General features: G+C 63.3%; 22 protein-coding genes. 8 read left to right on the top strand and 14 right to left on the bottom strand.

The features are described 5' to 3' along the window. The first annotated feature begins 323 nt into the window (after positions 1–323). Positions 324–1,895, top strand: a complete 1,572-nt coding sequence (locus tag O4H62_RS15540; RefSeq protein WP_269389193.1) for a putative bifunctional diguanylate cyclase/phosphodiesterase — start codon at positions 324–326, stop codon at positions 1,893–1,895. Between the two features lie 28 nt (positions 1,896–1,923). On the opposite strand, the gene O4H62_RS15535 is transcribed toward O4H62_RS15540, so the two are convergent. From O4H62_RS15535 to O4H62_RS15525, 3 genes are read right to left on the bottom strand one after another with little or no spacing between them, the layout of a single operon-like run. Then, entirely contained in the window at positions 1,924–3,000 is a 1,077-nt protein-coding gene (locus O4H62_RS15535) for an ABC transporter substrate-binding protein (protein WP_269389192.1), read from the bottom strand. Further along, the gene (locus O4H62_RS15530) at positions 2,997–4,424 is read right to left on the bottom strand and encodes a sensor histidine kinase (RefSeq protein ID WP_269389191.1); all 1,428 of its coding nucleotides are present in this window, start codon (positions 4,422–4,424) and stop codon (positions 2,997–2,999) included. The genes O4H62_RS15535 and O4H62_RS15530 overlap by 4 nt, the downstream gene beginning before the upstream one ends. Continuing rightward, complete coding sequence (locus O4H62_RS15525) at positions 4,421–5,107, bottom strand: response regulator (RefSeq protein WP_269389190.1); 687 nt, start codon at positions 5,105–5,107, stop codon at positions 4,421–4,423. The genes O4H62_RS15530 and O4H62_RS15525 overlap by 4 nt, the downstream gene beginning before the upstream one ends. A gap of 114 nt (positions 5,108–5,221) precedes the next feature. Here O4H62_RS15525 and O4H62_RS15520 point away from each other — a divergent pair, with 114 nt between their 5' ends. From O4H62_RS15520 to O4H62_RS15500, 5 genes are all read left to right on the top strand, one after another. Continuing rightward, positions 5,222–6,205, top strand: a complete 984-nt coding sequence (locus tag O4H62_RS15520) for a Bug family tripartite tricarboxylate transporter substrate binding protein (RefSeq protein WP_269389188.1) — start codon at positions 5,222–5,224, stop codon at positions 6,203–6,205. Between the two features lie 77 nt (positions 6,206–6,282). Then, positions 6,283–6,714 carry a tripartite tricarboxylate transporter TctB family protein gene (locus O4H62_RS15515; protein WP_269389186.1) on the top strand — a complete coding sequence of 144 codons (432 nt, stop codon included), beginning with the start codon at positions 6,283–6,285 and terminating at the stop codon, positions 6,712–6,714. A gap of 9 nt (positions 6,715–6,723) precedes the next feature. Then, on the top strand, positions 6,724–8,259 hold the full coding sequence (locus tag O4H62_RS15510) for a tripartite tricarboxylate transporter permease (RefSeq protein WP_269389185.1): 1,536 nt from the start codon (positions 6,724–6,726) through the stop codon (positions 8,257–8,259). A 116-nt stretch (positions 8,260–8,375) separates the two neighbouring features. Beyond that, positions 8,376–9,413: an AbrB family transcriptional regulator gene (locus tag O4H62_RS15505; protein ID WP_269389183.1), complete on the top strand. Its 1,038-nt coding sequence runs from the start codon at positions 8,376–8,378 to the stop codon at positions 9,411–9,413. Between the two features lie 89 nt (positions 9,414–9,502). Continuing rightward, positions 9,503–10,654, top strand: a complete 1,152-nt coding sequence (locus O4H62_RS15500; RefSeq protein WP_269389181.1) for an Mrp/NBP35 family ATP-binding protein — start codon at positions 9,503–9,505, stop codon at positions 10,652–10,654. Positions 10,655–10,661: 7 nt separating this feature from the next. Here the strand turns inward: O4H62_RS15500 and O4H62_RS15495 are convergent, their stop codons facing one another. Further along, entirely contained in the window at positions 10,662–11,843 is a 1,182-nt protein-coding gene (locus O4H62_RS15495; protein ID WP_269389180.1) for a serine hydrolase domain-containing protein, read from the bottom strand. A 133-nt stretch (positions 11,844–11,976) separates the two neighbouring features. Here O4H62_RS15495 and rirA point away from each other — a divergent pair, with 133 nt between their 5' ends. Continuing rightward, the gene (gene rirA / locus O4H62_RS15490) at positions 11,977–12,435 is read left to right on the top strand and encodes an iron-responsive transcriptional regulator RirA (protein ID WP_269389178.1); all 459 of its coding nucleotides are present in this window, start codon (positions 11,977–11,979) and stop codon (positions 12,433–12,435) included. A 3-nt stretch (positions 12,436–12,438) separates the two neighbouring features. Here the strand turns inward: rirA and O4H62_RS15485 are convergent, their stop codons facing one another. Beyond that, positions 12,439–14,433, bottom strand: a complete 1,995-nt coding sequence (locus tag O4H62_RS15485) for an FAD-dependent oxidoreductase (RefSeq protein ID WP_269389177.1) — start codon at positions 14,431–14,433, stop codon at positions 12,439–12,441. Positions 14,434–14,655: 222 nt separating this feature from the next. Between O4H62_RS15485 and O4H62_RS15480 the strand changes: the two genes are divergently transcribed. After that, positions 14,656–16,308, top strand: coding sequence for an alpha-amylase family glycosyl hydrolase (locus tag O4H62_RS15480; RefSeq protein ID WP_269389176.1), 1,653 nt, complete (start codon positions 14,656–14,658; stop codon positions 16,306–16,308). Between the two features lie 22 nt (positions 16,309–16,330). Here O4H62_RS15480 and ade read toward each other — a convergent pair whose 3' ends face one another. The 9 genes from ade to O4H62_RS15435 all read right to left on the bottom strand — a co-directional run bounded on the left by ade (position 16,331) and on the right by O4H62_RS15435 (position 25,085). Continuing rightward, positions 16,331–18,031 carry an adenine deaminase gene (gene ade / locus O4H62_RS15475; RefSeq protein WP_269389174.1) on the bottom strand — a complete coding sequence of 567 codons (1,701 nt, stop codon included), beginning with the start codon at positions 18,029–18,031 and terminating at the stop codon, positions 16,331–16,333. An 82-nt stretch (positions 18,032–18,113) separates the two neighbouring features. Further along, positions 18,114–19,079, bottom strand: a complete 966-nt coding sequence (locus tag O4H62_RS15470; protein ID WP_269389173.1) for an ABC transporter substrate-binding protein — start codon at positions 19,077–19,079, stop codon at positions 18,114–18,116. A 34-nt stretch (positions 19,080–19,113) separates the two neighbouring features. Next, positions 19,114–20,223 (bottom strand): ABC transporter permease, encoded by a 1,110-nt coding sequence (locus tag O4H62_RS15465; protein ID WP_269389171.1) that lies wholly within the window; start codon positions 20,221–20,223, stop codon positions 19,114–19,116. After that, positions 20,220–21,107, bottom strand: coding sequence for an ABC transporter permease (locus O4H62_RS15460; RefSeq protein WP_269389170.1), 888 nt, complete (start codon positions 21,105–21,107; stop codon positions 20,220–20,222). The genes O4H62_RS15465 and O4H62_RS15460 overlap by 4 nt, the downstream gene beginning before the upstream one ends. Next, positions 21,104–21,439 (bottom strand): hypothetical protein, encoded by a 336-nt coding sequence (locus O4H62_RS15455; RefSeq protein ID WP_269389168.1) that lies wholly within the window; start codon positions 21,437–21,439, stop codon positions 21,104–21,106. The genes O4H62_RS15460 and O4H62_RS15455 overlap by 4 nt, the downstream gene beginning before the upstream one ends. Beyond that, complete coding sequence (locus O4H62_RS15450; RefSeq protein WP_269389167.1) at positions 21,436–21,921, bottom strand: GNAT family N-acetyltransferase; 486 nt, start codon at positions 21,919–21,921, stop codon at positions 21,436–21,438. The genes O4H62_RS15455 and O4H62_RS15450 overlap by 4 nt, the downstream gene beginning before the upstream one ends. Beyond that, the gene (locus O4H62_RS15445) at positions 21,914–22,696 is read right to left on the bottom strand and encodes an ABC transporter ATP-binding protein (protein WP_269389166.1); all 783 of its coding nucleotides are present in this window, start codon (positions 22,694–22,696) and stop codon (positions 21,914–21,916) included. The genes O4H62_RS15450 and O4H62_RS15445 overlap by 8 nt, the downstream gene beginning before the upstream one ends. 94 nt (positions 22,697–22,790) lie before the next feature. Continuing rightward, positions 22,791–24,248, bottom strand: a complete 1,458-nt coding sequence (gene hydA, locus O4H62_RS15440; protein ID WP_269389164.1) for a dihydropyrimidinase — start codon at positions 24,246–24,248, stop codon at positions 22,791–22,793. 75 nt (positions 24,249–24,323) lie between these two features. Then, on the bottom strand, positions 24,324–25,085 hold the full coding sequence (locus tag O4H62_RS15435) for a class II aldolase/adducin family protein (RefSeq protein ID WP_269389162.1): 762 nt from the start codon (positions 25,083–25,085) through the stop codon (positions 24,324–24,326). Positions 25,086–25,188: the final 103 nt, after the last annotated feature.

Raw genomic sequence — 25,188 nt, 5'->3', positions numbered from 1 at the left:
GCATCCGATTGGATGCACAGCGCTGTAGGCGGGCATCGGCAATGTGGGTTCGGCAGCAACGGTCCTGACCGTGATCCACGACGTTTCGGCTCGGAATTGCCGAAAATTTTTCAACAATTGCAAGCGTTTGTTCGTTCTCCGTTAACAGGCGGCAGATAGTCTGGTGTTGCGCATGATGCGAATATGGATTTGGGGATAGCCCTGCTGTTGCAAGATCGGTGCGCATTTTCCGCCCGGATTTTCACGCAAAGGCTCCCTGTCAATTGTTTCCAGGTCGCCGGACAAATTGCGTCCGGTACCCATCCGGCGGCGGAGTTGTTTACGTGTCTAAAAAATTGCAAAAAAAGTGGTTTGACTGGGGTGCAGAGTTCAGTTTTTCGGCAATTCTCTTCGGGCTTTTCGCCCTTGTCCTGGCTTTTGACCATTTTTTCCGGAACATCGATTATACGAACGGCTTCCTCATCGACATCACCGATGCTGCCATCATCGCCATCCTTTCCGTTGGCATCCTGTATCTCGCCATTGCGCATGTGGATTTGAAGGGAAAGCTCCGCTCGCTCGGCAAGCGCTACAACAGTCTTCTCGCCCAGTCGGAGCGGGATGTCCTGACTGATGTTCTCAACCGGGAGACATTTGTTTCGCAAGCCAAGGAGGCGCTGGAGGCACGCGGCAAGACCCGGTTCTTTGCCCTCTTCCTCATTGATGTCGACCATTTCAAGCAGGTCAACGATACGCATGGCCATCCGGCCGGAGACCGGGTGCTGGTTTTCGTTGCCGAGAAGCTTCGGTCGTATTTTCCCGGCGCCATGGTGGGCCGTCTGGGGGGTGACGAGTTCGCGGTGCTGATCGAGCACTCCGATCCGATGACCGGCAAATGGGCGGAGGAGCAGTGTGCCGGCTTCGCGGCCGGTTTGGCAGGCAAGGTAAGTATCGGCGCGCAGCGGCTCGCCGTCTCGGCATCCATCGGCATCGCGTTTGCGCCTGATCACGGCAAGACCTGGAGCGCGCTGGTCATCAATGCCGACATGGCGCTTTACGCCTCGAAGAAAAACGGCAGGGCCTGTTCGACACTTTTTCAGGATGACATGCTGACCGACATCCGCAACGAGAAGGCGCTGGTGCGCGAATTGCGGGCGGCGATGCTACTGAGGCATCTGCGGGTGGCGTATCAGCCGATTGTCGATGGCGACGGGCGTTTGATCTCGTTCGAGGCGCTGTTGCGCTGGCGGCATCCGCTCAGGGGCGTCATTCCGCCGGATGTGTTCATCCCGGTGGCGGAACGGGCATTGATGATCGGTGAAATCGGCTACTATGTGGCTCGGCAGGTCGCCGAAGACATTCCAAACCTGCCGGAGGTGAGCGTGAGCATAAATCTCTCGGCCATCCAGATCGCGATGCCGGACCTGAAGGAAAAGTTGCTCGATATTCTGGCGGAATCGGCGACCAGCCCGCAGCGCATCGTGCTCGAGATTACCGAAAGCGCATCGCTGGCGGTCAACGAGCGCATTGCCGGTCAGATCTCGTCGCTGCAGGATGCCGGGTTCCGGATCGCGCTCGACGATTTCGGCATGGGCTATTCCGAGTTCAACCAGTTGCGCGCGCTTCCCTACGATGTGATCAAGATCGACAAGAGCTACATCTGCGCTCTTGGCACGGACCATGTGACCGATGTCTTCGTCAGCGCGGTGGTCGAAATCGCCCGGCGTTGCGGAAAGTATGTCGTCGCCGAGGGCATTGAAACCGAGGACGATCTGTTGCGCGCGCGGGCTGCAGGATGCGATCGCTTCCAGGGCTACTATTTCGGCAGACCGGTGTTCCTGGAAGAAATCTCCCGCGACCGAATGGATTACGGCAACAAACCTGCCGAGCCCGAGGACAGGCAGTCCGTCGCCTGATTGGCACGGGCTTGTCCACAAAGCGAGATCAGGGGGTCGGCGGCGTTACCGACTTTCGCCACTGCGACAGGAACTGCGCCCGTTTGGCGCGATCGAGCGAGACCAGCAGCGCCGGAGTCAGGGGTATGGGCCGGAACGCCGGTTCTTCCTCGCCACCCGATCCGGCCAGGGCTGCGGGGCCGCTCAAAGGTGTGAGTAGATGGGTTTCGCCGTCAAGGATGGTGCGGCCGCGCGGCGATAGCGCGAGTTCGAGAAACAGCCGGGCGGCAACCGCGTTTCGCGCTTCCCGCGGGATATATCCGGCGCGCGCCAGCACCAGGGTGTAGTCCGTCGGCAGCACGACCCCGATGCGTGGATCCTTGTCGGCCCTGGACTGCGCGTAGGAGCCCAGGACGTTGTAGCCGATATAGGCGCGGCCATCGGCGACCCGGTCGATGACTTCGGAACTGCAGCAGAACGTGGCGACGCTGTTGCGCCCGAAACCCTCGATCAGGCGGCCCCAGGTGCTGGCCTCGGCCGAATCCTGGAACGCGAACAGGTAGCCAACGCCGGATTCCTCGATGTCATAGGTGGCGATGCGGCCGTTGAGGTCGCCCGACTGGCGCATCAGGTCGATCAGGTCGAAGCGGCTGCGCGGCGGCCCGTTTTCGGAGAATGCAGCCTTGTTGTAGACCATCACAGCCGGTTCATAGGTCAGGCCGATCAGTTCGCCGCGCCATCGCGCCCAGTCCGGCAGGTTGGAGACCACCGGGCTGCCGATCTCGCGGGCGCATCCGCCATTGACCAGCCGGACCTGCTGGGCAATCGACGAGGAAATCACAAGATCGGCGAAGAAGCCGCGGTCTGCACAGGCGCTCGATACGCTGGCGTCGAGACTGTTGGACGTGTCCTCGATGTAGGTGACAGAGATGCCGGGGTTTAATTCCTGGAAAGCGGCAATCAGCGGCCGCATGAAATCGAGATCGGTGACGCTGGCGATCACGAGTTCACCGGATTGGGCCGCGCGTGCCTCGAATCTGGTGATCGTCTCGGCTGCCTCGGCGGAGCCCGATGCTTGCAGAAGCAGGAAGCTGATAACGGCCAGAGGAATCAAGGAGCGGGTCATGCTGCGTCTTCCCCCGGGTTTCCGGTGGGGAGCGCCTCGGCAAGCGGCAGTTCGATGCCGACTTCAAATCCTTCACCGGGCATGGTGGCGGTGCGGATCGAACCTTGATGAAAGCCTGCAACCTCGGCGACGATGGCGAGGCCCAGCCCTGCGCTTTGCGGGTTCGACGCGTCGCGGGCAAAGCGCTCGCCGATGCGATCGAGTTGTGCCGCGCTCATGCCGTCGCCCTGGTCATGAGCCGCGATCAGCGCCCTTCCATCCCCGGTGACGCTCACACGCAGGCGGACCGGCCGCTTGCCGTGGGCAAGCGCGTTGGTGACGAGGTTGCGGGCGGCCTCGCGCAGGCTGAAGGCGTCGCCTTCAACCATCACCGGATCGGCGGGCAGGTCGAGTTCAATGCCCTCGGCGCCGCCGGTCCGCCGCGCTTCGCGCTCGGCTTCCACCGCCACGCGCCTGAGGTCGATCTGCTCCAGCGTGGCGGAATCGGCGCGATGCGTCACCAGTGCGTGCGAGAGCAACTGGTCGGTCAGGCGGCTGACACCGATCGCCCGGTCGCGGATGCGGCGCTGCAGGGTCTTGAGCTTGTGCGGGTCATCCTCTTCCATGGCCAGCTCCGTCTGGGCCCTGAGCGCGGTGATCGGGGTGCGCATCTGGTGCGCGGCATCGGCGACGAAGTCCTGCATGGCGCCGACACGCCTGTCTAGACGGGCCATGAAGCGATTGATGGCGGCGACCAGCGCCTCGACCTCGCGCGGGGTGGTGGTGGAGAACGGCGTGAGATCCTTGGGATCGCGGGCAAGGATGGCGCGCTCGATGCGGCGCAACGGGCTCAGCGCCAGGTGCATGGCGAGAAGCGCCAGGGCGAGGGTGACGCCGCCGGCGACCACCACGCCGATGACGGCCCGCGCGACGATTTCGCTGGCAAGTTCGGAACGGGCGCGCAGCGTCTGCGCCACAATCACGGTGATCGGCCCGCGTACCGCGCGTTCGGCCAGGAAACGCTGCATGCTGATGGCGCGGACGGCTTCCCCGGAGAAGGCCGTGTCATAAAGCAGGGGACCATCGTTGCGTGCCGAAACCTCGGGCAGGGGGAAAGTCTCGTCGCCGGTCAGCGTCTGGCCCTCGGGGCCGATGATCCGGTAGAAGATCCGGTCCTCGGATGCGAGCGACAGCAGGCCGAACGCCGAGAGCGGAATGTCGATCACCGTTTCCCCCTCGACGACGCTGATACGCTCGGCGATCTGCAGCGCGGCGCCGGTCAGCAGGCGGTCGAAGGCGCGGGTTGCCGCGGTCTGGCCGTAGCTCAGTGCCGCGACGACCGTCCCGGCCGCGGCAATCGTCAAGAGCAGCGTCAGCAACAGCGTCAGCCGCCAGGCGATCGACCTGCCGGGACCGGTGGCGAGCCGGGCTGTAAGGCTCGTCACGCGCGGGTGCTCCCCGAATCCGTCGCGAGGGCCTGGTAGCCGAGGCCGCGAAGGGTCTTGATCTCGAATGCGGCACCGGCAAGCTTGCGCCGCAGGCGGCCGACATAGAGCTCTATCGCGTTTGCCCCGACATCGGCCTCGAGGCCGAACAGCCGCATGACGAGTTCATCCTTTTCCAGAACCCGGCCCTTGTTGACCATGAAGATTTCCAGCAGCAACTGTTCGCGCGGCGTCAGCGACAGCGGTTGCCCGTCGATCGTCGCCAGCCGCGTTGCCATGTCGAACTGCAGGTTGCCTGAGGAGAGCGAAACGCCCGATTCTCCGCTCCGCCGGCGGATGATGGCCCGGACCCGGGCTTCCAGTTCGCCCAGATCGAACGGCTTGACCATGTAATCATCGGCGCCGAAATCGAGCGCACCGATCTTGTCGTCGACGGCAAGCCGCGCGGTCAGCACCAGCACCGGCACGGCGTTCCTGCGCTGGCGGATCCACTTGAGGAAATCGAGCCCGGAACCATCGGGAAGATTGATGTCGAGAATCACCAAGTCGTAAGCCGAAGCTGACGCGAAGTGCTTGGCATCTTCCAGCGAGGCGGCACGGTCACAGGCATGTCCGCCGCGCCCAAGCCGCTCGATGATGGCTTCGGCAACATCGGCCGTATCCTCGACGACCAGAAAATGCATGGGCAACTCCTCCCGCCCCGACATCCGGCTGACAGCTTGTTGACAGCTTTGCGGGTTAGCATAGCCACCATTCCGCTTTTGAGGAAAGGCGGCTTGTTCATTGTGGAGGAAATCATGAAGAATTTTATCACGCGGCTCGCCGCGACCGCTGTCGCCGTGGTTTCGCTGACGGCCGCCGCTCATGCGTTTGACCCGGGCGCGACCGAGTGCATTGCACCGGCCAATCCCGGCGGCGGCTGGGACTTCACCTGCCGCCAGGTCGGCAAGACCCTGCAGGATCTCAAGCTGGTTCCCGGCACCATGCAGGTGACCAACATGGCCGGCGGCGGCGGCGGTGTCGCCTATGCCGAAGTCATCAACAAGCGCAATGACGCCAACAACCTGATCATCGCCGCCTCGTCGGCCACATCGACGCGGCTGGCGCAAGGCGCCTATCCGGGCAACACCATGGATCAAGTCCGCTGGGTTGCCTCCGTCGGCGCCGACTACGGCATCATCGCCGTTGCCAAGGATTCGGCGATCAACACGCTGCCCGAGCTGATGGACATGATCAAGGCTGATCCGACTTCGGTCTCCATTGCGGGCGGCTCCGCTGTCGGCGGCTGGGACCATCTGAAGGTGCTGATGGCAGCCAAGAAGGCCGGCATCGCCGATGTGCGCACCATCAAATATGTCGCATTTGACGGCGGCGGCGAGGCCGTCACCCAGCTGCTCGGCGGTTCGGTGCAGGCCTTCACCGGCGATGCCTCGGAAGCCAAGGGCTTTGTCGATTCGGGTGACATCAAGGTGCTGGCCGTGCTGGCGCCCGAGCGGCTGGAAGGCGACTTCGCCTCGTTCCCGACCGCCAAGGAACAGGGCATCGACGTGATCGGCGCCAACTGGCGCGGCTTCTACGCTCCCGGCGGGTCTTCCGACGAGGCCTATGATTACTGGGTCAATGCCATCGGCACCGTCTATGACAGCGCCGAGTGGAAGGACGTGATGGCCCAGAACGGCCTGGCTCCGCTCAACCTGCGTGGCGCCGATTTCCAGGCCTTCGTTGCCGACTCGGTTGCATCGATCACCGACATCTCCAAGGAAATCGGCCTGATCAAGTAAGATCGCCGAACGACTTCCGCCCCTTGACGGGCGGAGGTCGTCTGTTCCCGGCTGCAATCGGACAAGAGGGGGGCGCCATGAGCGACCGGATTATGGGAGGCGTTGGCCTCCTGCTGGCAGCATTCTTCATCTGGCAGGCAACACTGATCCAGGAGAGCTTCATTTCCGATCCGGTCGGACCGAAGATCTTTCCTATCATCATCGGCGGGCTTGTCGGTCTTTCCAGCCTGGCGATCTTCCTCAAGCCCGATGACGAACCGGAATGGCCGGATTTCAGCCGGTTGTTCGAGGTGGGCCTCACGGTCGCGGTGATGGTCGCCTATGCCTATGCGCTTCCGAGTGCCGGCTTCGTGGTCTCGACGGCCGTTGCCGCCGGCTACCTGTCCTGGCGGCTGGGAACGCCGCCGGTCAAGGCGGCTGTCGCCGGAGCCGTTATCGCCATCGGCATTTATGTCGTTTTCCATCTCATTCTGGGTCTGTCGCTGGCGCGCGGTCCCTGGGGCTTTTGAGGTTGCGTCATGGACACTCTTTCCGCACTCGCAGACGGCTTCTCCATCGCTCTGACCTTTCAAAATCTTGGGCTGGCGCTGATCGGCTGTTTTCTCGGCACCATCATCGGCGCGTTGCCGGGGCTTGGACCGTCGAACGGCGTCGCCATTCTCATTCCACTCGCCTTCACGCTTGGCCTTCCGGCAACACCGGCGCTGATCCTGCTTACCAGCGTCTATTACGGCGCGATGTATGGCGGCCGGATTTCGTCGATCCTGCTCAATATCCCGGGTGACGAGCCGGCGCTGATGACGACGCTCGACGGCTATCCGATGGCCAGGAAGGGCATGGCCGGCGAAGCGCTGGCCTTGTCCGGCATTGCCTCCTTCGTAGGCGCGTTCTTTGCCACCTGGGGGCTGGTGTTCCTGGCGCCGCAGCTGGTCAAGGTGGCGCTGCTTTTCGGACCGGCCGAGTATTTCGCGTTGTTCGCGCTCGCCTTCGCCACGCTCGGCGGCATCGCCAGCAAGAACCAGGCGAAGGCGGCGCTGGCCGCGGGTATCGGTCTTGGCATCGCGATGATCGGCGTGGACGGCCAGACCGGTGTGCCGCGGTTCACCTTCGGCGAAGTGCATCTTTACGACGGGATCGATTTCCTGGTGGCGATCGTCGGCCTGTTCGCGCTGTCGGAAGTCTTCATCTTTCTCGAGCATCGCGGCACGGCGAAGGCCACCGGCGATGCATCGGACATCAAGCTTGGCCGGCTGACGCCGCCGATGTCGATGCTCAAGCAGACCGTTCCCACCATGGCGCGGTCGACGGTGCTCGGCTTCATCGCCGGCGTGCTGCCGGGAGCGGGGGCATCGCTGGGATCGTTCATTTCCTATTCGGTGGAAAAACGGCTCGTTGACAAGAACAACACCTTCGGCACCGGCGACCCGCGCGGCGTGGCAGCGCCCGAGGCCGGAAACAACGCCGCGGCAGGCGGCGCGCTTGTGCCGATGCTGGCGCTCGGCGTGCCGGGTTCGGGCACCACGGCGGTGCTGCTGGCCATGCTGCTGGCGCTCAACATCACGCCGGGTCCGCTGCTGTTCACCAACAATCCGGACGTGGTCTGGGGGCTGATCGCGGCCCTGTTCATCGGCAACGTCATGCTTCTGGTCATGAACATCCCGATGGTCAGCCTGTTCGTCCGCGTGCTGCTGGTGCCGCCCCGCTACCTGATGCCGGCCGTGGCGATGATCTCGTTTGTCGGCATCTACGGCATATCCGGTTCGACCTTCGACCTGATGGTGATGGTGTTCTTCGGCGTGCTCGGCTGGATCTTGCGGAAGCTTGACGTGCCGCTGGTTCCGATCATTCTCGGCGTGCTCTTGGGTAACCAGATGGAAGCCAACATGCGCCGCGCGATGACGATCTCGGACGGCGACTGGAGCGCGCTGTTTGCCTCTCCGCTGTCGATCGGGCTGTGGCTGTTCGCCTTCTTCGGCTTCATTCTCCCGATCATTGCCGGGCGGTTCTTCCGGCCGAAGTTCCCGCGCACCGACAGCGAGGCGGATCCCGATTGATGGCAAGGCCGGGATTGCTGGCCACCGGGCAAACGCCTCGTTAGGCTTGAACCGGGCAAACTGATTCTGGCGGGGCAACCTGGCCGTAGGCGAAGGCAGTGCAGGAGTTGAGCCGGATGGCGACGAATTCATGGCGGGCGCCGCTGATGACCTTCGGGATTGCCGCACTCGGCGCGGCTTTGACTTTCGCCCTGTCCTTCCCGGCGCCGTTCCTGACCGGCCCGGCAATCGCCGTCACGCTTGCCGGTCTTGCCGGGATCAGGACCGCCGGGCCACCCCGGCGGGTGCGCGATGCGGTGTTCGTCATTCTCGGGCTCACCATCGGGCAGGGTGTGACGCCGGACGTGTTCGAGGCGATGCGGACCTGGCCGGTGACGCTGGCGGCGCTGGCCGGAAGCCTGTTCGCCATTATCTGGCTTACCCCGGCCCTGCTTGTCCGGTTCTGGTCGATGGATGCCACCACGGCTTTCCTGTCGTCATCGCCGGGACATCTCAGTTACGTGCTCGGTCTGAGTGAAGGGGTCAAGGCGGATCTCAGGACCGTCAGCATCGTTCAGTCGATCCGGGTTCTGGCGCTGACACTGCTGGTTCCCGTTATGGTCACCCTGACCGGTCAGGTGCCACAAAAGGTGCTGGACATCCCGCCTGAAACCGCCCCGCTGCCGCTGCTGGCTATGATCGTTGCCGCCGGGATGGCCGGATACCTGCTCGAGCGGCTGCGGCTGCCCGCGGCCTTCCTGATCGGCGGCATGCTTGTGTCCGTGGTTGCGCATGTGACCGGGCTGCTCAGTGGCGTGATGAACTACTGGCTCGCCGCCGCGGCCTTTGTCGCGCTGGGCGGCCTCATCGGCTCCCGCTTCTCGGGCGTGACCTGGATGCAATTGCGCCACGCATTCGGAGCGGGGATTCTGGTGACGGTGCTGGGCGTTGTGCTGGCGGGGGCCTTCGCGGTGATTGCCCACTGGATCACCGGCATGGACCTGATCGCCATCCTGATTGCGTTTGCGCCGGGCGGACTTGAGACCATGGCGGCGATGTCGGTGATCCTCGGTATCGACCCGACCTTCGTTGCCAGCCATCACGTGGCGCGACTGCTGATGCTGACGGCGATTGTCCCTATCTTTGTCCTGCGCGGGCGGCGGGATCGCGGCTGAGCAGCGTTTTTTGCCGCTGCGCCATTTTATTGCAGGGCCATCCGCATTATGTGGGGGTGGTCTGCAACGACAAACCCGTGGAGTGCAAGGTGAGCGTGACCAAAGAAGAGGTTCTGGCGAAGCTGAGATCGGTCAAGGGGCCGGATCTCGAAGGCAATATTGTGGATCTCGGGCTGGTGTCGGAAATCTTCATCGCCGATGCGAAGGTCTATTTCTCGCTCACCGTTCCGGCCGCGCGCGCGCAGGAACTCGAACCTCTGCGCGAAGCCGCCGAACGCGCCACCAAGACCGTTCCCGGCGTCAAGGGCGCGATGGTGGCGCTGACTGCCAGCCGCGAGCCGGGCTCCGGTGCGTCGACGCCTCCGCCGCAGCAGCGCCCGGCCCATTCGCACGCGCCGGCTCAACCGGGCCAGCCGCAGGGACGCGCCAAGGCCGGTGTTCCCGGGATTTCCACCATCATTGCCGTTGCCTCGGGCAAGGGCGGTGTCGGCAAGTCGACGACCGCGGTCAACCTGGCGCTCGGGCTCCAGGCCACCGGTCTCAAGGTCGGCATTCTCGACGCCGATATTTACGGCCCCTCGATGCCGCGTCTGCTGGGCATCTCCGGCCGTCCCGAACAGCTTGAGGGCCGGATGCTCAAGCCGATGGAGAATTACGGCCTGAAGGTCATGTCGATGGGCTTCCTGGTGGAAGAAGACACGCCGATGATCTGGCGCGGGCCGATGGTGATGTCGGCGCTCAACCAGATGCTGCGCGAAGTGGCCTGGGGCGAGCTCGACGTGCTGGTGGTCGACATGCCGCCCGGCACCGGCGACGCGCAGCTGTCGATGGCGCAGAACGTGCCGCTGGCCGGCGCTGTGATCGTCTCGACGCCGCAGGATCTTGCGCTGATCGACGCCCGCAAGGGGCTCAACATGTTCAACAAGGTCAGCGTGCCGGTGCTCGGCATCGTTGAGAACATGAGCTATTTCGTCTGCCCCGATTGCGGCGGACGGCACGATATCTTCGGTCACGGCGGCGCCCGTGACGAAGCCGCACGGATCGGCGTGCCGTTCCTGGGCGAAGTGCCGCTGGCAATGCCGATCCGCGAGACCTCCGACGCGGGCCGGCCGGTGGTGGCCACCGCGCCCGACGGGCCGCATGCGAAAGTCTACCGCGAGATCGCGGCCAAGGTCCGTGCCCGGCTTGAGGAACTCGCAGGCGACGGCGCGCGGGTGATGCCGGACATAGTCTTCGAATAGGGCCGGGTCAGCTCTCGCTGCTCAGCTTCGCAAACAGCGCCAGCAGACCCTGGTCGAGCGCATCGGTCTGCGGCTCGTGCTGGGACGAGGTGCAGACGATCACGGTCGCGGTGTCGGGATCGCAGTAGCAAAACTGGCCGTGAATGCCTGCGGCCAGGAACGCGTTGGAGCTGCCGCCGACCTGGTACCAGTTGTTGCGGTAGCGGCCGGTCTTGAGGAAGTTCGCCTGGGATCCGCGCGCCCAGACCCCTTCATCGCCGTTACGCTGCATGTCTTCGATCCAGCGCGGGGAGACGATCTGCCTGCCATTGGCCGTGCCGCCATTGATGAGCATCTGTCCGAGCGCCAACAGGTCGTGCGGCCGGCAGGAGACGCCGCCCGCGGTGCGCGGGGCGCCTTCGGGGTCGACGGTGATAAAGGCGTCGGCACTGGCCCCGAGCGGCTGCCACAGAAGCCGGGCGCACAGATCCGGGAAACGTTCGCCGGTGACCCGCTCCAGCACGATGCCGAGCATGTCCGAGTTGGGCGAGAGATAATTGTGATCGGTGCCGTGCGGACCCTCGGCCTTCTTCAGGCTGCACAGGAACGGCAGCATGGCCTCGTCATCGCCCTTGCCCGACGGCGGGTTCCAGGACATGGCGCGGCGGTAGCGGGCGTAATCGAGTTCCGACAGGTAGGATTCATCGAAGTCGAGACTGACCCGCATGTCGAGCAGGTCCTGCACGGTGGCGTCGGCGTAGGCGCTGTTGGCGGCTTCCGGGACCAGATCGCCAACGGGTGTGGCTGGATCGAGGATGCTCTGATCCTCAAGAATCCCCGCCACCAGCGCGGTGATGGATTTGGAGATTGAAAATACCAGATGCGGATCGCCGCGATCGACACCTGGCGCGTGCCACTCCCCGACCAGCTTGCCGTTCCTGGACAGGATGAAACTGTCGGCCTGGCTGCGGGTCAGCAGATCGGCGATCGTTTCGTTCCCGCCGGGTACGGCGGCGCGCGCCAGCAGTGCCGGGTTTTCCGCAACCGGCGGCAGGGGCGCCGGGCTCACAGTCCTGATGCGGGCCGAGCGGACCATTTCCGCCACATTTCGAAAGGCCCAGAAGCTGTAGGGGCGGGTGCGCCAGTTGGCCAGATTGATCGCTTCCCGCGCAAAACCGTTCAATGTCTCGAATTTTGTGGCTCTTGCCATGTATTCCTCGTTTCTGGCCCGTTTCATCGGGATGCAATAAAAACTTGAATGAAAGGGTTTCCTTTTTCTGGAAGCATTCTAAACTGCTAACTCTGCCGATTGGAAGCAGAGCCTGAGGACTGGAGCCGGAAAAATGCGCCTGACACGCCAAACCAACTATGCGGTGCGGATATTGATGTATTGCGCAGCCAACGATGCGCCGTTGAGCCGTATCGGTGACATCGCGAAGGCCTATTCGGTGTCCGAATTGTTCCTGTTCAAGATCCTGCAGCCGTTGACCAAAGCGGGGCTCATCGAATCGGTGCGCGGACGCAACGGTGGCATCCGGCTCGGGCGCTCGGCGGACAAGATCTCGCTGCTCGACGTGGTCAAGGTGACCGAAGACAATTTCGCCATGGCCGAGTGCTTCGAAAACGATGCGACCGAATGCCCGCTGGTGGATTCCTGCGGATTGAACGCGGCGCTGAGAAAGGCGCTCGGCGCCTTCTTCGAAGTGCTGGCTGGCTACTCGATCGAGGATCTGGTCAAGTCGCGCCCGTCGATCAACTTCCTGCTCGGGCTTGAAGAGCGGGCGGCCGTGCCTGCGGCATAAAGCCTACATCTCCAGACCGGCCTTGCGGCCATCGTAAATTGCGTAGGCGGCTTGCCGCGGAGCGGCTCCGTCGCCAATTTCCCTGAAGCTGACGCCACGGTCCCGCAGCGCTGTGGCGAGGCTGGTCTCGGCGGTGTTTGCCGTGGCGAACACAAGCGTGTCTGCCTCGATTTCGGTTTCGCTGCCGTCAAGGAATGACTGAACCGTGGCCGAGATTCCGGACCAGCTGGTTATGGCGCTTTCGACGACGAACCTGACACCCAGCCCGGCGAGCGTCCGGCGCAGCGGGAAATCGGCTGCGGTGCGCTGCAATTCCTTGCCGACCATCGGGTCGGGCGTGACCAGGGTGACGTCGTGCCCGTCCTCCGCCAGCTTCCAGGCGGTGCCGCAGCCCTTCCAGTTGCCACCCTCGTCGAGAACGATAACCCGCCTGCCGGGCCGCGCTTGCCGCGCCATGATCTCCTCGGTGGAGCAAACGCTGCCGTTTTCGAGCCCGGGCAGCGTCGCCAGATGCGGCATGGCCTTCTGGAAACCGGTTTCGCGCGGCAGCGACCCGGTGGCGAGGATGATCTCGTCGGCGGCTTCCGCGATCACGTCGTCGGCGTCCATATAGGCGTTGAGCCGCACCTCGGCCTGCAGCTTCATCAATTGCCGCTCGTACCAGTCGATCAGGTCGGTGATCTGGGCGCGGCGCGGCTGCAGACCGGCAAGCCGGAAGGCACCGCCGAGGTGGCTCGAGGCTTCCGCCAGCACCACGCGGTGGCCGCGTTCGGCGCTGACGCGGGCGGCCTCAAGCCCGGCCGGGCCGCCGCCCACCACCAGAACGGATTTTCGCTTCGGGGCAGGGGTGAAGCGGTCGCCGCCCCACTCCGCCTCGCGGCCGGTGGAGGGGTTGACCACGCAGGAGATCCAGTAGTCGCGCGAGCGCCGGCCCCAGCACATCTGGTTGCAGGACAGACAGCCGCGGATGTCCTCGGCCCGCCCCTCCCGCGCCTTGCTGGCGAGATGCGGATCGGCGATCTGGCCGCGTACGATCGACACCAGGTCCGCCTGGCCCTGGCCCAGAACGGTCTCGGCATTGTCGGGCGTGCGGATATGGCTCTCGGCGGTGACCAGCGCGTGCCTGACCACGCCCTTGAGGGTGGCGGCGAGATCGGCGCCGAGCTTTTCCGGATAGAGAAAGGTCGGCATCAGCTTGTAGAAATCGAAATAGCTGCCCGAACCGCAGGTGACGTAGTCGATCATCTGCTCCCGGTCGTGGCGCTCGATGATTTCGCTGATCGCCTCGCGCTGCAACGCCACCTGGACATCGGGCTCGTCATTGACGGCGAGGCCGATGATGAAACCGTCGCCGCAGGCCCTGCGGATGCGGGAGATGATCTCGCGGGAGAAGCGGGTGCGGTTTTCGAGGCTTCCGCCCCATTTGTCGTCGCGGCGGTTGGACCAGGGCGTCCAGAACTGGTCGACCAGCCCGTGATAGGCGGCCCAGACCTCGACGCCGTCGAAGCCTGCTTCATGGCAGCGTCGCGCCGCCTCGACGAAGCCTGTGATGGTTTCCTCGATTTCGGCCTCGGTCATGGCGTGCGAGCCGTCGCTGTCGTGATAGCTCGGCATGCCCGAGGGCGACCAGGCCGGATGGAAGGCGTTGTCCTGGTCGCCGTGACTGCCGATATGATAGAGCTGCTGGATGGCGACGGCGACCGCGCCATGACCCTTGATGGCGTCGGTGACCTTGCGGAAGTGCGGGATCACGGCATCGTCGCCGTGGCGGAAATTGCCGCGCGTGAGCACGGCTGCGGCATGCACCGGCATCGGCTCGACCACCACCATCGCCGCCCCGCCCATGGCGCGTTCGGCGTAGTAGGCGGCATGACGTTCGGTCGGCAGGCCCTCGACCGCCATGTTGGTGGTATGCGCGCCGAAGACGATGCGGTTGCGCAAGGCATGGCCGCGCAGATCTATCGGTGAAAAGAGCTTTCTGAAACGATGCTCTGTCATCAGTGCCCCTCCCCGGCACGCAAGCTGAAGCAACAACTCTACCAGCGATCCGTCAATGGGCTGTGCTGGCTGCGAAGCGCGGTGGTCCCGTTGCGCTTTCAGGGTGACGGGCGGTTGCGATGAAGTATGACACGGCTGTGCTTGTGGGCCTTGAGCGAGTCTATTAAAACGATTGAAAGCCGGGTGCGCCGGACCGCGCAAATTCCCCGAGTGGAGCGAGCCTTGACGAAGACATCATCCTCCGACTGGTGGCGCGGCTGCGTCATCTACCAGGTCTATCCGCGATCCTACCAGGACACGTCAGGCGACGGCATCGGCGACATCCGCGGCATCATCAGGAGGCTCGATCATATCGCCTCGCTCGGTGTCGACGCGATCTGGCTGTCGCCGTTCTTCAAGTCGCCGATGGCCGATTTCGGCTATGACGTGTCGGATTATTGCGACGTCGATCCGATGTTCGGCACCCTGTCGGATTTCGACGAGCTGGTGGAACTGGCCCATGCAAAGGGGATCAGGATCATCATCGACCAGGTGATTTCGCATTCGTCCGACCAGCATCCCTGGTTCAGGGAGAGCCGGTCGAGCCGGGACAACGCTAAGGCCGACTGGTATGTCTGGGCAGACCCGAAACCCGATGGAACAGCGCCCAACAACTGGCTGTCGATCTTCGGCGGGCCGGCGTGGGAATGGGACAGCACGCGGCGCCAGTACTACATGCACAATTTCCTGGCCTCGCAACCGGACCTGAACTTTCACAATCCGGATCTGCAGAACGCGATCCTCGACACGGTCAGGTTCTGGCTCGACCGCGGCGTTGACGGTTTCCGGCTGGATACGGTCAATTTCTACGTTCACGACAAGCATCTGCGGGACAATCCGCCGTTGTCGCTGTCGACCGAGGATGGCAATTTCATGGGGGTGGATGCGCCTGACACCAACCCCTACGGCTTCCAGGACCATCTCTACGACAAGTCGCAGCCTGAAAACATCGTCTTCCTGCAGCGGCTGCGTGCCCTGCTGGATCAGTATGAAGGCCGCACCACCGTGGGAGAAGTCGGCGACGGACGGCGGTCGCTGAAGACGGTCGCGGCCTATACCAATGGCGGCGACAAGCTGCACATGTGCTACACGTTCGACATGCTGGGCGCGGACTTTTCCGCCGAGCATTTCCGCCGCAGCATCGCCAATTTCCAGTCGGTGGTCAAAGACGGCTGGGTCTGCTGGGCCTTTTCCAATCATGATGTTGAGCGGCACGTGTCGCGCTGGAAGCGGGAGGGCGACGATCCGGAACATCTGGCGCGGTTCGCGATCACCATGCTTGCGTCATTCCGGGGATCGATCTGCCTGTACCAGGGCGAGGAACTGGGGCTGGAGGAAGCCGAGATCGCATTCGAGGATCTCGTCGATCCCTATGGCATCAGATTCTGGCCAGCCTACAAGGGCAGGGACGGGTGCCGGACGCCGATGGTCTGGGAGAAGGACGCCGCGCATGCGGGGTTTTCGGACGCGCCGCGCACATGGCTACCGGTTCCGGAGAGCCATCTCCGGCATGCGGTCGACCAGCAGGAGCACCTGAGCGGCTCGCTGCTCAACCATTACCGCCAGACTCTGGCCTTCCGGAAATCCATCCCGGTCCTGATTGACGGCCCTATGAGCTTTCTCAACACCAACGGCGACCTTCTGGCCTTCATCCGCGGGGAGGGCGCAGACCGGCTGCTGTTTGTGTACAATCTTGACCAGGGACCCGTCGAGTGGACGCCGCCGTCAGATCTTCGGATCGCCGAAACGGTGCGATTGCCGGGTTTTGCGCCGCGCCACGAGGGCGGCACCGTGATGCTCGAAGGCCTCGACGTCTTCTGCGCCCGGCTGGCCTGATCCATCCTTTCGACCGGGCCAATTACGGATCGATGATCTCGAAGGCGTCGACATCGATCATGCCACGGTCGGAAATCTTCAGGTGCGGAATCACCGGCAAGGGCAGGAAGGCCAGCTGCAGGAACGGCTCGTCGAGCGTGCCGCCGAGTGCCTTGGCGGCCTTTCTGAGCGGGATCAGCGTTTCGCGCACATGCTCATAGGGCTGGTCGCTCATCAGGCCTGCCACCGGCAGGGCGATTTCGGCGACGACCTTGCCGTCCTCGGCAACGACGAAGCCGCCGCGGATTTCGCTCAGCCGGTTGGCGGCCACCGCCATGTCGGATTCGCTCGCGCCAACCACGCAGATATTGTGGCTGTCATGGCCGACGGTCGAGGCGATGGCGCCGCGCTTGAGGCCGAAGCCCTGAACGAAACCGGTGGCGATATTGCCGTTCCTGCCATGCCGCTCGATCACGGAAATCTTGAGAATGTCGCGGGCGAGATCGATCTGCTTCTCGCCATTGTTAATAGTGAGATCGAGGTCGCGGCGCTCGGTGATGATCTTGCCGGGAACGATGCCGATCACCGGTGTCTGGCTGCGGTTCTTGCGAACCGTGAAGGAGGCGGCCTCCACCTTTGGCGCGCGCACGCTGTCGGTGCCGACCGGCGCAGTCACCTTGCGCGCGGCAAACAGTTCGTCGGTGACCAGCCTGCCGGCGCTGAACACCATCTGTGCGTTGCAGTCTTCGAGGCTGTCGAGCACCACCAGATCGGCGCGCCAGCCGGGCGCCACGAGACCGCGGTCTCTGAGGCCGAAGGCGCGGGCGGCGGAAATCGAGGCGGCGCGGTAGATCGCCAAAGGCTCGACGCCCTTCGAAATGGCATGGCGGATCATGTAGTCGAGATGGCCATGCTCGGCGATGTCGAGCGGGTTGCGATCATCGGTGCACAGCGCAAGGAATGGCGAATTGCGTTCGGTGATGATCGGGATCAGGGCGTCGAGATCGCGGCTGACCGAGCCTTCGCGGACCAGCACGTGCATGCCCTTCGACATCTTTTCCAGCGCCTCCTCGGCGGTGGTGGATTCGTGCTCGGTGCGGATACCGGCGGCGAGATAGCCGTTCAGCCCCAGTCCGCGGAGAAGCGGCGCGTGGCCGTCGATATGGCCGCCCTGGAAGGCCTCGAGCTTGGCCATGCAGGCCGGGTCCCTGGCCAGCACGCCTGGAAAGTTCATGAATTCCGCAAGACCTATCACCTGGGGATGGTCGCGGAACGGCAGCAGGTCCTCGATGTCGAGCCGGGCGCCGGCGGTTTCGAGATGGGTGGCAGGCACGCAGCTTGAGAGCTGTACCCTTATGTCCATGACGGTCTGTTCGGTACAATCGAGGAAATAGCGGATGCCGGTGGCGCCGATGACATTGGCGATTTCGTGCGGATCGCAGATGGCGGTGGTGATGCCGCGCGGCAGGACGCAGCGGTCGAACTCGTGCGGCGTGACCAGCGAACTCTCGATGTGCAGATGGGTGTCGATGAAGCCGGGGACGACGATCCTTCCGGTGATGTCGATCTCGCGGACGCCGGAGTAGCTCTCAAGCGTGCCGACGATGCGGTCGCCGCAAATGGCGATGTCGCCGTCGCGCAAGGTTCCGGTCGTGAGGTCGAACAGCCGGCCGCCCTTGAGCACGATGTCGGCCGGCGCCTTGCCCTGGCCCTGGTCAATCATGTCGCCAAGTCTGTCTGTCATGGATGGCCCCCGTTGGTCGTCTGCCGAATCAAAAACCGGCCGGCTTTGCAGCCGACCGGTCGAGTTTATCCGAAAAGGATGATTACATCTTGTCGGTGACGGTCGAGGTCCAGGCGCCTTCCGGCTGCTTGGTGATGATCCCCTGGTCGAGCAGCGCCTTGGCGGTGCGCTCATAGGCTGCCTCGATCAGCTTGGCATCGGGTTCGCCGATCAGCTTGGCCACTTCGCCCATCATCCGCTTCTGGTGATTTTCGTCCTGGCCGCCATTGTCCATGACGATTTCAGCGGCTTCATCCGGGTTGGCGATGGCGTATTCCCAGCCCTTCATCGAAGCCTTGACGAACTTGACCATCTTGTCTTCGAAGGCCGGATCCTTGAGGTCGTCTTCCATCGCATAGAGGCCATCCTCGAGCAGGTCGTTGCCCATTTCGGAGTAGTTGAAGACGATCAGGTCTTCCGGCTTGTAGCCGGCATCCATCAACTGCCAGTACTCGTTGTAGGTCATGACCGAGATGCAGTCGGCCTGCTTCTGGATCAGCGGCTGAACGTCGAAGCTCTGCTTGAGAACGGTCACGCCATCGGCGCCGCCGTCGGTGGACAGGCCAAGCTTGTTCATCCAGGCAAAGAACGGGTACTCGTTGCCGTAGAACCAGACGCCCAGCGTGTGGCCCTTGAAGTCGTCCGTGGTCTTGATCGGCCCGTCAGCCGGGCAGACCATTTCCATGCCGGCCTTCTTGTAGGGCTGGGCGATGTTGACCAGGCCCACACCCTTTTCGCGGGCCGCGAGAGCGCCGCCCATCCAGTCGACGATGACGTCGGCGCCACCGCCGGCGATCACCTGCTCGGGCGCGATGTCCGGGCCGCCCGGCTTGATTTCAACATCAAGGCCGGCTTCTTCATAAAAACCCTTGTCCTTGGCGACGAAGTAGCCTGCGAACTGGGCCTGGGCGACCCACTTGAGCTGCAGGGTGACCTTGTCCGCTGCGCTGGCGGCACCGGCCATCAAAGTCATGGTGAGTGCGAGTGTCAGTCCGATTGTTTTTTTCATTCTTGGTTCCTCTCTGGTTGCGGCTCAGGGCTATCTATCTGCGATAGCTCGGATGCCAGAATGTGACGGTGCGCTCGAGAAGTGCAAGCGCACCATAGAACAGCGACCCGACAACGGCTGCAAGGGCGATTTCCGCCCAGACCATGTCGAGGTTCATTCGACCCACTTCGGTCGAAATCCTGAAGCCCATGCCGACAATCGGCGTTCCGAAAAACTCTGCGACGATGGCGCCGATCAGCGCCAGCGTGGAGTTGATCTTGAGAGCATTGAAGATGAAAGGCATTGCGGCCTGAAGCCGCAGCTTGAGCAGCACCTGCCAGTGGCTGGCGCCGTAGGTTCGCATCAGATCCCGCTCCATGTCGCCGGTGGCGGCAAGGCCGGCGAGCGTGTTGACCAGCATCGGGAAGAAGGTCATGACGATGACGACGGCTGCCTTCGACTGCCAGTCGAAGCCGAACCAGATCACCATGATCGGTGCGATGCCGATCATCGGCAGGGCAGAGACCATGTTGCCGATGGGAAGCAGGCCGTTGGCAAAGAAGCGGAAGCGGTCGGCGAGGATGGCGACCAGAAAGCCGGTGAGCGAACCGACAACATAGCCGAACAGCACGGCCTTGAGCACGGTCTGACGGAAATCGGCGGCGAGGATCGGCAGCGAGCCGGCAAACCGCAAACCGATGGCCGAAGGCGGCGGCAGCAGCACGAAGGGGACGCCGGCGCCGCGGACGATGCACTCCCACAGGATCAGCACCCAGATGCCGAACAGGGCCGGAACCGTGATCGAGATAAGGTTGCCGCTCTGGCTGCCGCGGCTGCCGTCGCCCGAAAGCACGGTAACCAGCCGCCAGCCCAGCAACCAGGCGGCGACCAGGGCTGCGAAGTAGCCGGCGGTGGCGGTACCGGATGCATCTGCCAGACCGACGATCAGCAATGCCGCCGCGCCGAAACTGGCCAGTGCGAGAGCCGTGGTTTGGATGGAGGAAGCCGCCCGCAGCATCGACACAAGCGCGCCAGCGGCGAGGATCACCACCGCGGCAATCGACCAGGCCGGATTCATGGTGGCGGTGAAGGGAAGCGCCGTGAGGCTGTAGATCGTGGCGAGCAGTGACAGAAGCGCCTGCCAGTTGGGACGGAAAGCACTCATTGGCTCCTGGCTCCCATGCGGGTGTTGACGAACCGCCCGACTATATCGACGGTGGTGACCAGCAGGATGGCGACAACCGATCCTGCGATCAAAGCGGCGAAGATATCAACCGTCTGGCTGTAATAGGAGCCGGCCAGCAGTTTCGAACCGATGCCGGCGACGGCGCCGGTTGGCAATTCGCCGACGATGGCGCCTATGAGGCTCGCGGCAATCGCTACCTTCATCGAGGTGAAGAAGAACGGAACCGAAGCCGGAATCCGGAGCTTCCACAAGGTCTGCAACTTGTCCGCCGAATAGGTCCGCATCAGGTCGAGATGCAGCACGTCCGGCGAGCGCAGGCCCTTGACCATGCCGACGGCGACCGGGAAGAACGACAGATAGGTCGAGATCAGCGCCTTGGGCAGGAGTCCGGTGACGCCGATGGCGGACAGAAGCACGATGATCATCGGTGCTATGGCCAGGATCGGAATCGTCTGCGAGGCGATGATCCAGGGCAGGAAGGAACGGTCGAGTGCCGGAACGTGGACGATGCCGATGGCGATCACCACGCCGAGCGCGGTTCCCATGGCAAAGCCCAGCAGCGTCGCCGATAGCGTGATCCAGGAATGATAGACCAGGCTGCGCTTCGACCAGGGCTTGACCGTGAAGGTGTTCTTCCAAAGGTTTGATGCGACCTGATGCGGTGCCGGCATGGTCGGCTTGGGCTGGGTCATGGTCAGCATCAGGAATTCGGCCGTGGTGCGGGTTTCCCCTGCACGGCGGTCGAAATCGCGCTGGAACGGCGCATTCATCGAATAGGCTGCGACATACCAGGCAATCAGGATCACCAGCAGGATCGAGCCGACGGGAACCAGGCGGTCCCTGATGAAGCTCTTTTCGTTCATCCCTGCCTCCCCTGCGGCCAGACGATCATGGTGACGGCAACGATGCCGAGCGTGATGCCGCCTATCTGCATGGATGACGGCCGCTCGCCGAAAATCAGCAATCCGATCAGGTTGATCAGCACCAGTTGCAGCACGGCGGAGACCGACATGGCGACGGCAAGGCCGCTTTCGCGCATCACCCTGATCATCATCAGATTGCCCGCGGTATAGAGCCCTATGGCCAGAACCAGCAACCACACCGACGGCCGGTCGACATAGACCCTCAGGCTGCTTGCCGCGGCCATGAAAATAGCCATCACACCCGCCAGCCAGATCATCAAAGAGGGGCTCATTGGGCACTCCCCTGCCAGCGCAGCCGTAGGGTCGGGATGCCCTCCTCGGAGACTTCCCTGCGTCCCCCGGGCACTTCGACGAGACCTTCGCGCATGTAGAAACGCAAGGCGTCTGTGTTGGGTTCGAAAACCTCGAGTTCAAAGCCCTGGGGCCGGGCATTCTTGGCGGCATCGAGCAGCGTCTTGCCCAATCCATGGCCGCAGGCCCACGGACGCAGATAGAGCCCGTGGATGAAACCGGCGTTGTGATCCATCGACATATAACCGATGATGCCGCTATCCTCTTCGGCGACGAAGATGATCCGCCTGTCGAGCAGATCCGCAGCGAACATCCGCTCGATGGTCCGGCGGTCGGTTACGCGCTGCAGCCAGAAAGTGTCATCCATGTAGTCGTTGATGATCGCCGCACAGGCCGGCAGATCTTCGACCGTTGCACGGCGAACAGACGGTGTATCAAAAGCAGGGCGGAGAGCGCTACTCATCATAGCTGTGTCCCGCTTTCAGGCCTTCGCGGACCTGGTGGGCGATCCTGAGGAATTCGGACGTTTCGCGAATATCAAGCGGCCGGTCGGCACCGAGATCGCAATCGATGATCTCGTGGATGCGGCCGGGGCGCGGGCTCATCACCACGATCTTGGTCGACAGGAACACGGCTTCGGGGATCGAGTGGGTGACGAAGACCACGGTCTTTTTGGTCTTGGCCCAGAGTTTCAGGAGCTGTTCGTTCAGGTGATCGCGGACGATCTCGTCGAGCGCGCCGAAAGGCTCGTCCATCAGCAGCATGTCCGGCTCGACGGCCAATGCGCGGGCGATGGAAGCGCGTTGCTGCATGCCGCCCGAGAGCTGCCAGGGGAACTTCTTCTCGAAGCCTGCCAGATTGACGAGTTCCAGATTGCTCTTGATCCGGCCGCTGCGGGTCGCCTTGTCCAGCCCCATCACTTCCAGCGGCAGCGCGACATTGTCCTCGATGGTGCGCCAGGGCAGGAGTGCAGCCTGCTGGAACACATAGCCATAGGCGCGCGCCAGGCGCGCCTGCTCGGGCGTCATGCCGTTTATCGAGACAGTGCCGCCGGTCGGCTGCTCGAGATCGGCGATGACACGCAGCAGCGTGGTCTTGCCGCAGCCGGACGGGCCGATCAGGGAGACGAATTCGCCCTCGGCAATATCGAGGGTGATGTCTTTCAGCGCATGTACGGGGCCGTCATTGGTCTCGAAGGTCAAGTCCAGATTCTGGGCACTAATGACTGTCTCAGGCATGAGTTGCTGCTTTTTGTTTCATTGTGTTCCCCCGGGGAATTGCCCTGTGTCAGTCCTTGCCGGCACCTCAGGGATGCCTGCAAGGACCATGCCATTAAACCCCTGTCGCCGGAATGCCCGAACGCTCGACCTTGCGCGGCGAGGTCAGCTCCTTCCAGGTCGACAGCGCCTTGTTGGTTGGCGTCACCGGTTCGCGGGCGACGAACTTGCCGTGACCTTCCTGGGTCCGGATTTCACCGTCATGCACGGCGACATGGCCGCGGGTCAGCGTGTAGCGCGGCAGGCCCTTGACCTCTTTGCCCTCGAAGACGTTGTAATCGATCGCCGATTGCTGTGTGCCGGCCGAGATGGTCTTGGACTTTTCCGGGTCCCAGACCACCAGATCGGCGTCGGCGCCAACCAGGACGGCGCCCTTCTTCGGGTAGCAGTTCAAAATCTTGGCGATGTTGGTCGAGGTGACGGCTACGAATTCGTTCATGGTCAGCCGTCCTGTGGCGACGCCGTAGGTCCAGAGCATCGGCATGCGGTCTTCGAGACCGCCGGTGCCATTGGGGATCTTGGTGAAATCGCCGACGCCGTAGCGCTTCTGTTCCGTGGTGAAGGCGCAATGGTCGGTGGCGACCACCTGCAGCGAACCGGCCGACAGCCCGGCCCAGAGCGAATCCTGGTGCAGCTTGTTGCGGAACGGCGGGCTCATCACCCGGCGGGCGGCGTGATCCCAGTCGGGGTGGGCGTATTCGCTCTCGTCCAGCGTCAGGTGTTGGATCAGCGGCTCGCCCCAGACCCGCATGCCCTTCTGGCGGGCGCGGCGGATGGCCTCGTGGCTCTGCTCGCAGGATGTGTGCACGACGTAGAGCGGCGTGCCGGCCATGTCGGCGATCATGATGGCGCGGTTGGTGGCTTCGCCCTCGACTTCGGCCGGCCGTGAATAGGCGTGGGCTTCCGGACCGTTGTTGCCTTCGGCCATGAGCTTTGCCTGCAGCTGCGCCACCACGTCGCCGTTTTCGGCGTGGACCATGGCGATCCCGCCCAGTTCGCCGACGCGGCTGAAGGAAGCGTACATCTCGTCGTCATCAACCATCAGCGCGCCCTTGTAGGCCATGAAGTGCTTGAAGGTGGTGATGCCCTTGTCCTTGACCACCGTTTCCATCTCGTTGAACACCTGCTCGCCCCACCAGGTGATCGCCATGTGGAACGAATAGTCGCAATTGGCCCGCGTCGACTTGTTGTCCCACATGGTCAGCGCCTCGAGCAGCGACTGGCCGGGTGAGGGGAGCGCAAAATCGATGACCATGGTGGTGCCGCCGGACAGCGCCGCGCGGGTGCCGCTTTCGAAATCATCGGCCGAGTAGGTGCCCATGAACGGCATTTCGAGATGGGTGTGCGGATCGATGCCGCCGGGCATGACATAGCAGCCGGTGGCATCGAGCGTCTTGTCGCCGACAAGATTGGGGCCGATGGCGGTGATCACGCCGTTCTCGATCATCACGTCCGCCTTGTAGGTCAGATCGGCGGTGACGATGGTTCCGTTCCTGATGACGGTGGTGCTCATGTGCACGTCCTCTTGCTGTTCCAGTTCGTGTCTTGATCGGCCGTCTTCATGCGGCCTTCACAAAATGTTTGCTGTCTAGTCGGCATAGCCGGGGTTGTCCCGGTCGAGCACGCGCTTCATTTCCTCGAAATGCGAGAACTCGGCATCCTTGTAGACCTCCCATTCGCGGGCGACGGATTCGGCCAGTTCGTCGTTCATCACGTTGAGCGGCTGGCCGGTTGAATAGGCCAGCACCATGGTGCGCGCGGCGCGCTCGAGATGGTACATGGCGTCGAAGGCCTCGGCCACCGTACGGGCGACCGTGGTGACGCCGTGATTGGCCATCATCACGTTGGAGTAGTTGCCGATGGAGGCGGCAATGCGTTCGCCCTCGGCCTCGTCATTGGCGATGCCGCCGAAATCCATGTCCATCGCCAGCCGGTTGAAGAACCGCGCGGTGGTCTGGTCGATCGGCTTGATGGAGGGATCTTTCAGTCCGGCAAGCGCTGTTGCATGCGGGGGATGGAGATGCAGCGCCACGCGGGCGTGCGGCACGCGGCGGTGGATGGCGCCGTGGATCGACCAGGCCGACGGATCGGGCGCATCGGGCCGCTTCATCGTGTCGGGATCGTCGGCGTCGATCAGTAGCATCTCGCTGGCCTTGGCCATCGAGAAATGCTTCCAGCGCGGGTTCATCAGGAACTTCTTCCCGTCCGGCGAGACAGCGGCGGAGAAGTGGTTGGCGACGCCCTCGTGCCAGTTGTAGTAGGCGGCAAGACGGAGGGCTGCGGCGAGATCGATGCGAAGCTGAGTCTCGTCGGAGTTCTCGAGGGACACGACTTTGGCTGATGTGTTCATGACATTACCTCGGGCTGTGGATTAGCCATTCCCCATCCCCCTTGAGGGATAAGGTCAGGGGTAGGGGGACTGCTCGAATGTAGAGGAGAGAGGATCAGCGCGA

The sequence above is a fragment of the Parahoeflea alexandrii genome (genome assembly GCF_027214025.1).
GTDB lineage: Bacteria > Pseudomonadota > Alphaproteobacteria > Rhizobiales > Rhizobiaceae > Hoeflea > Hoeflea alexandrii_A.
The sequence above is the reverse complement of the archived record's forward strand: the minus strand, read 5'-3'. Positions and strand labels throughout refer to the sequence as shown.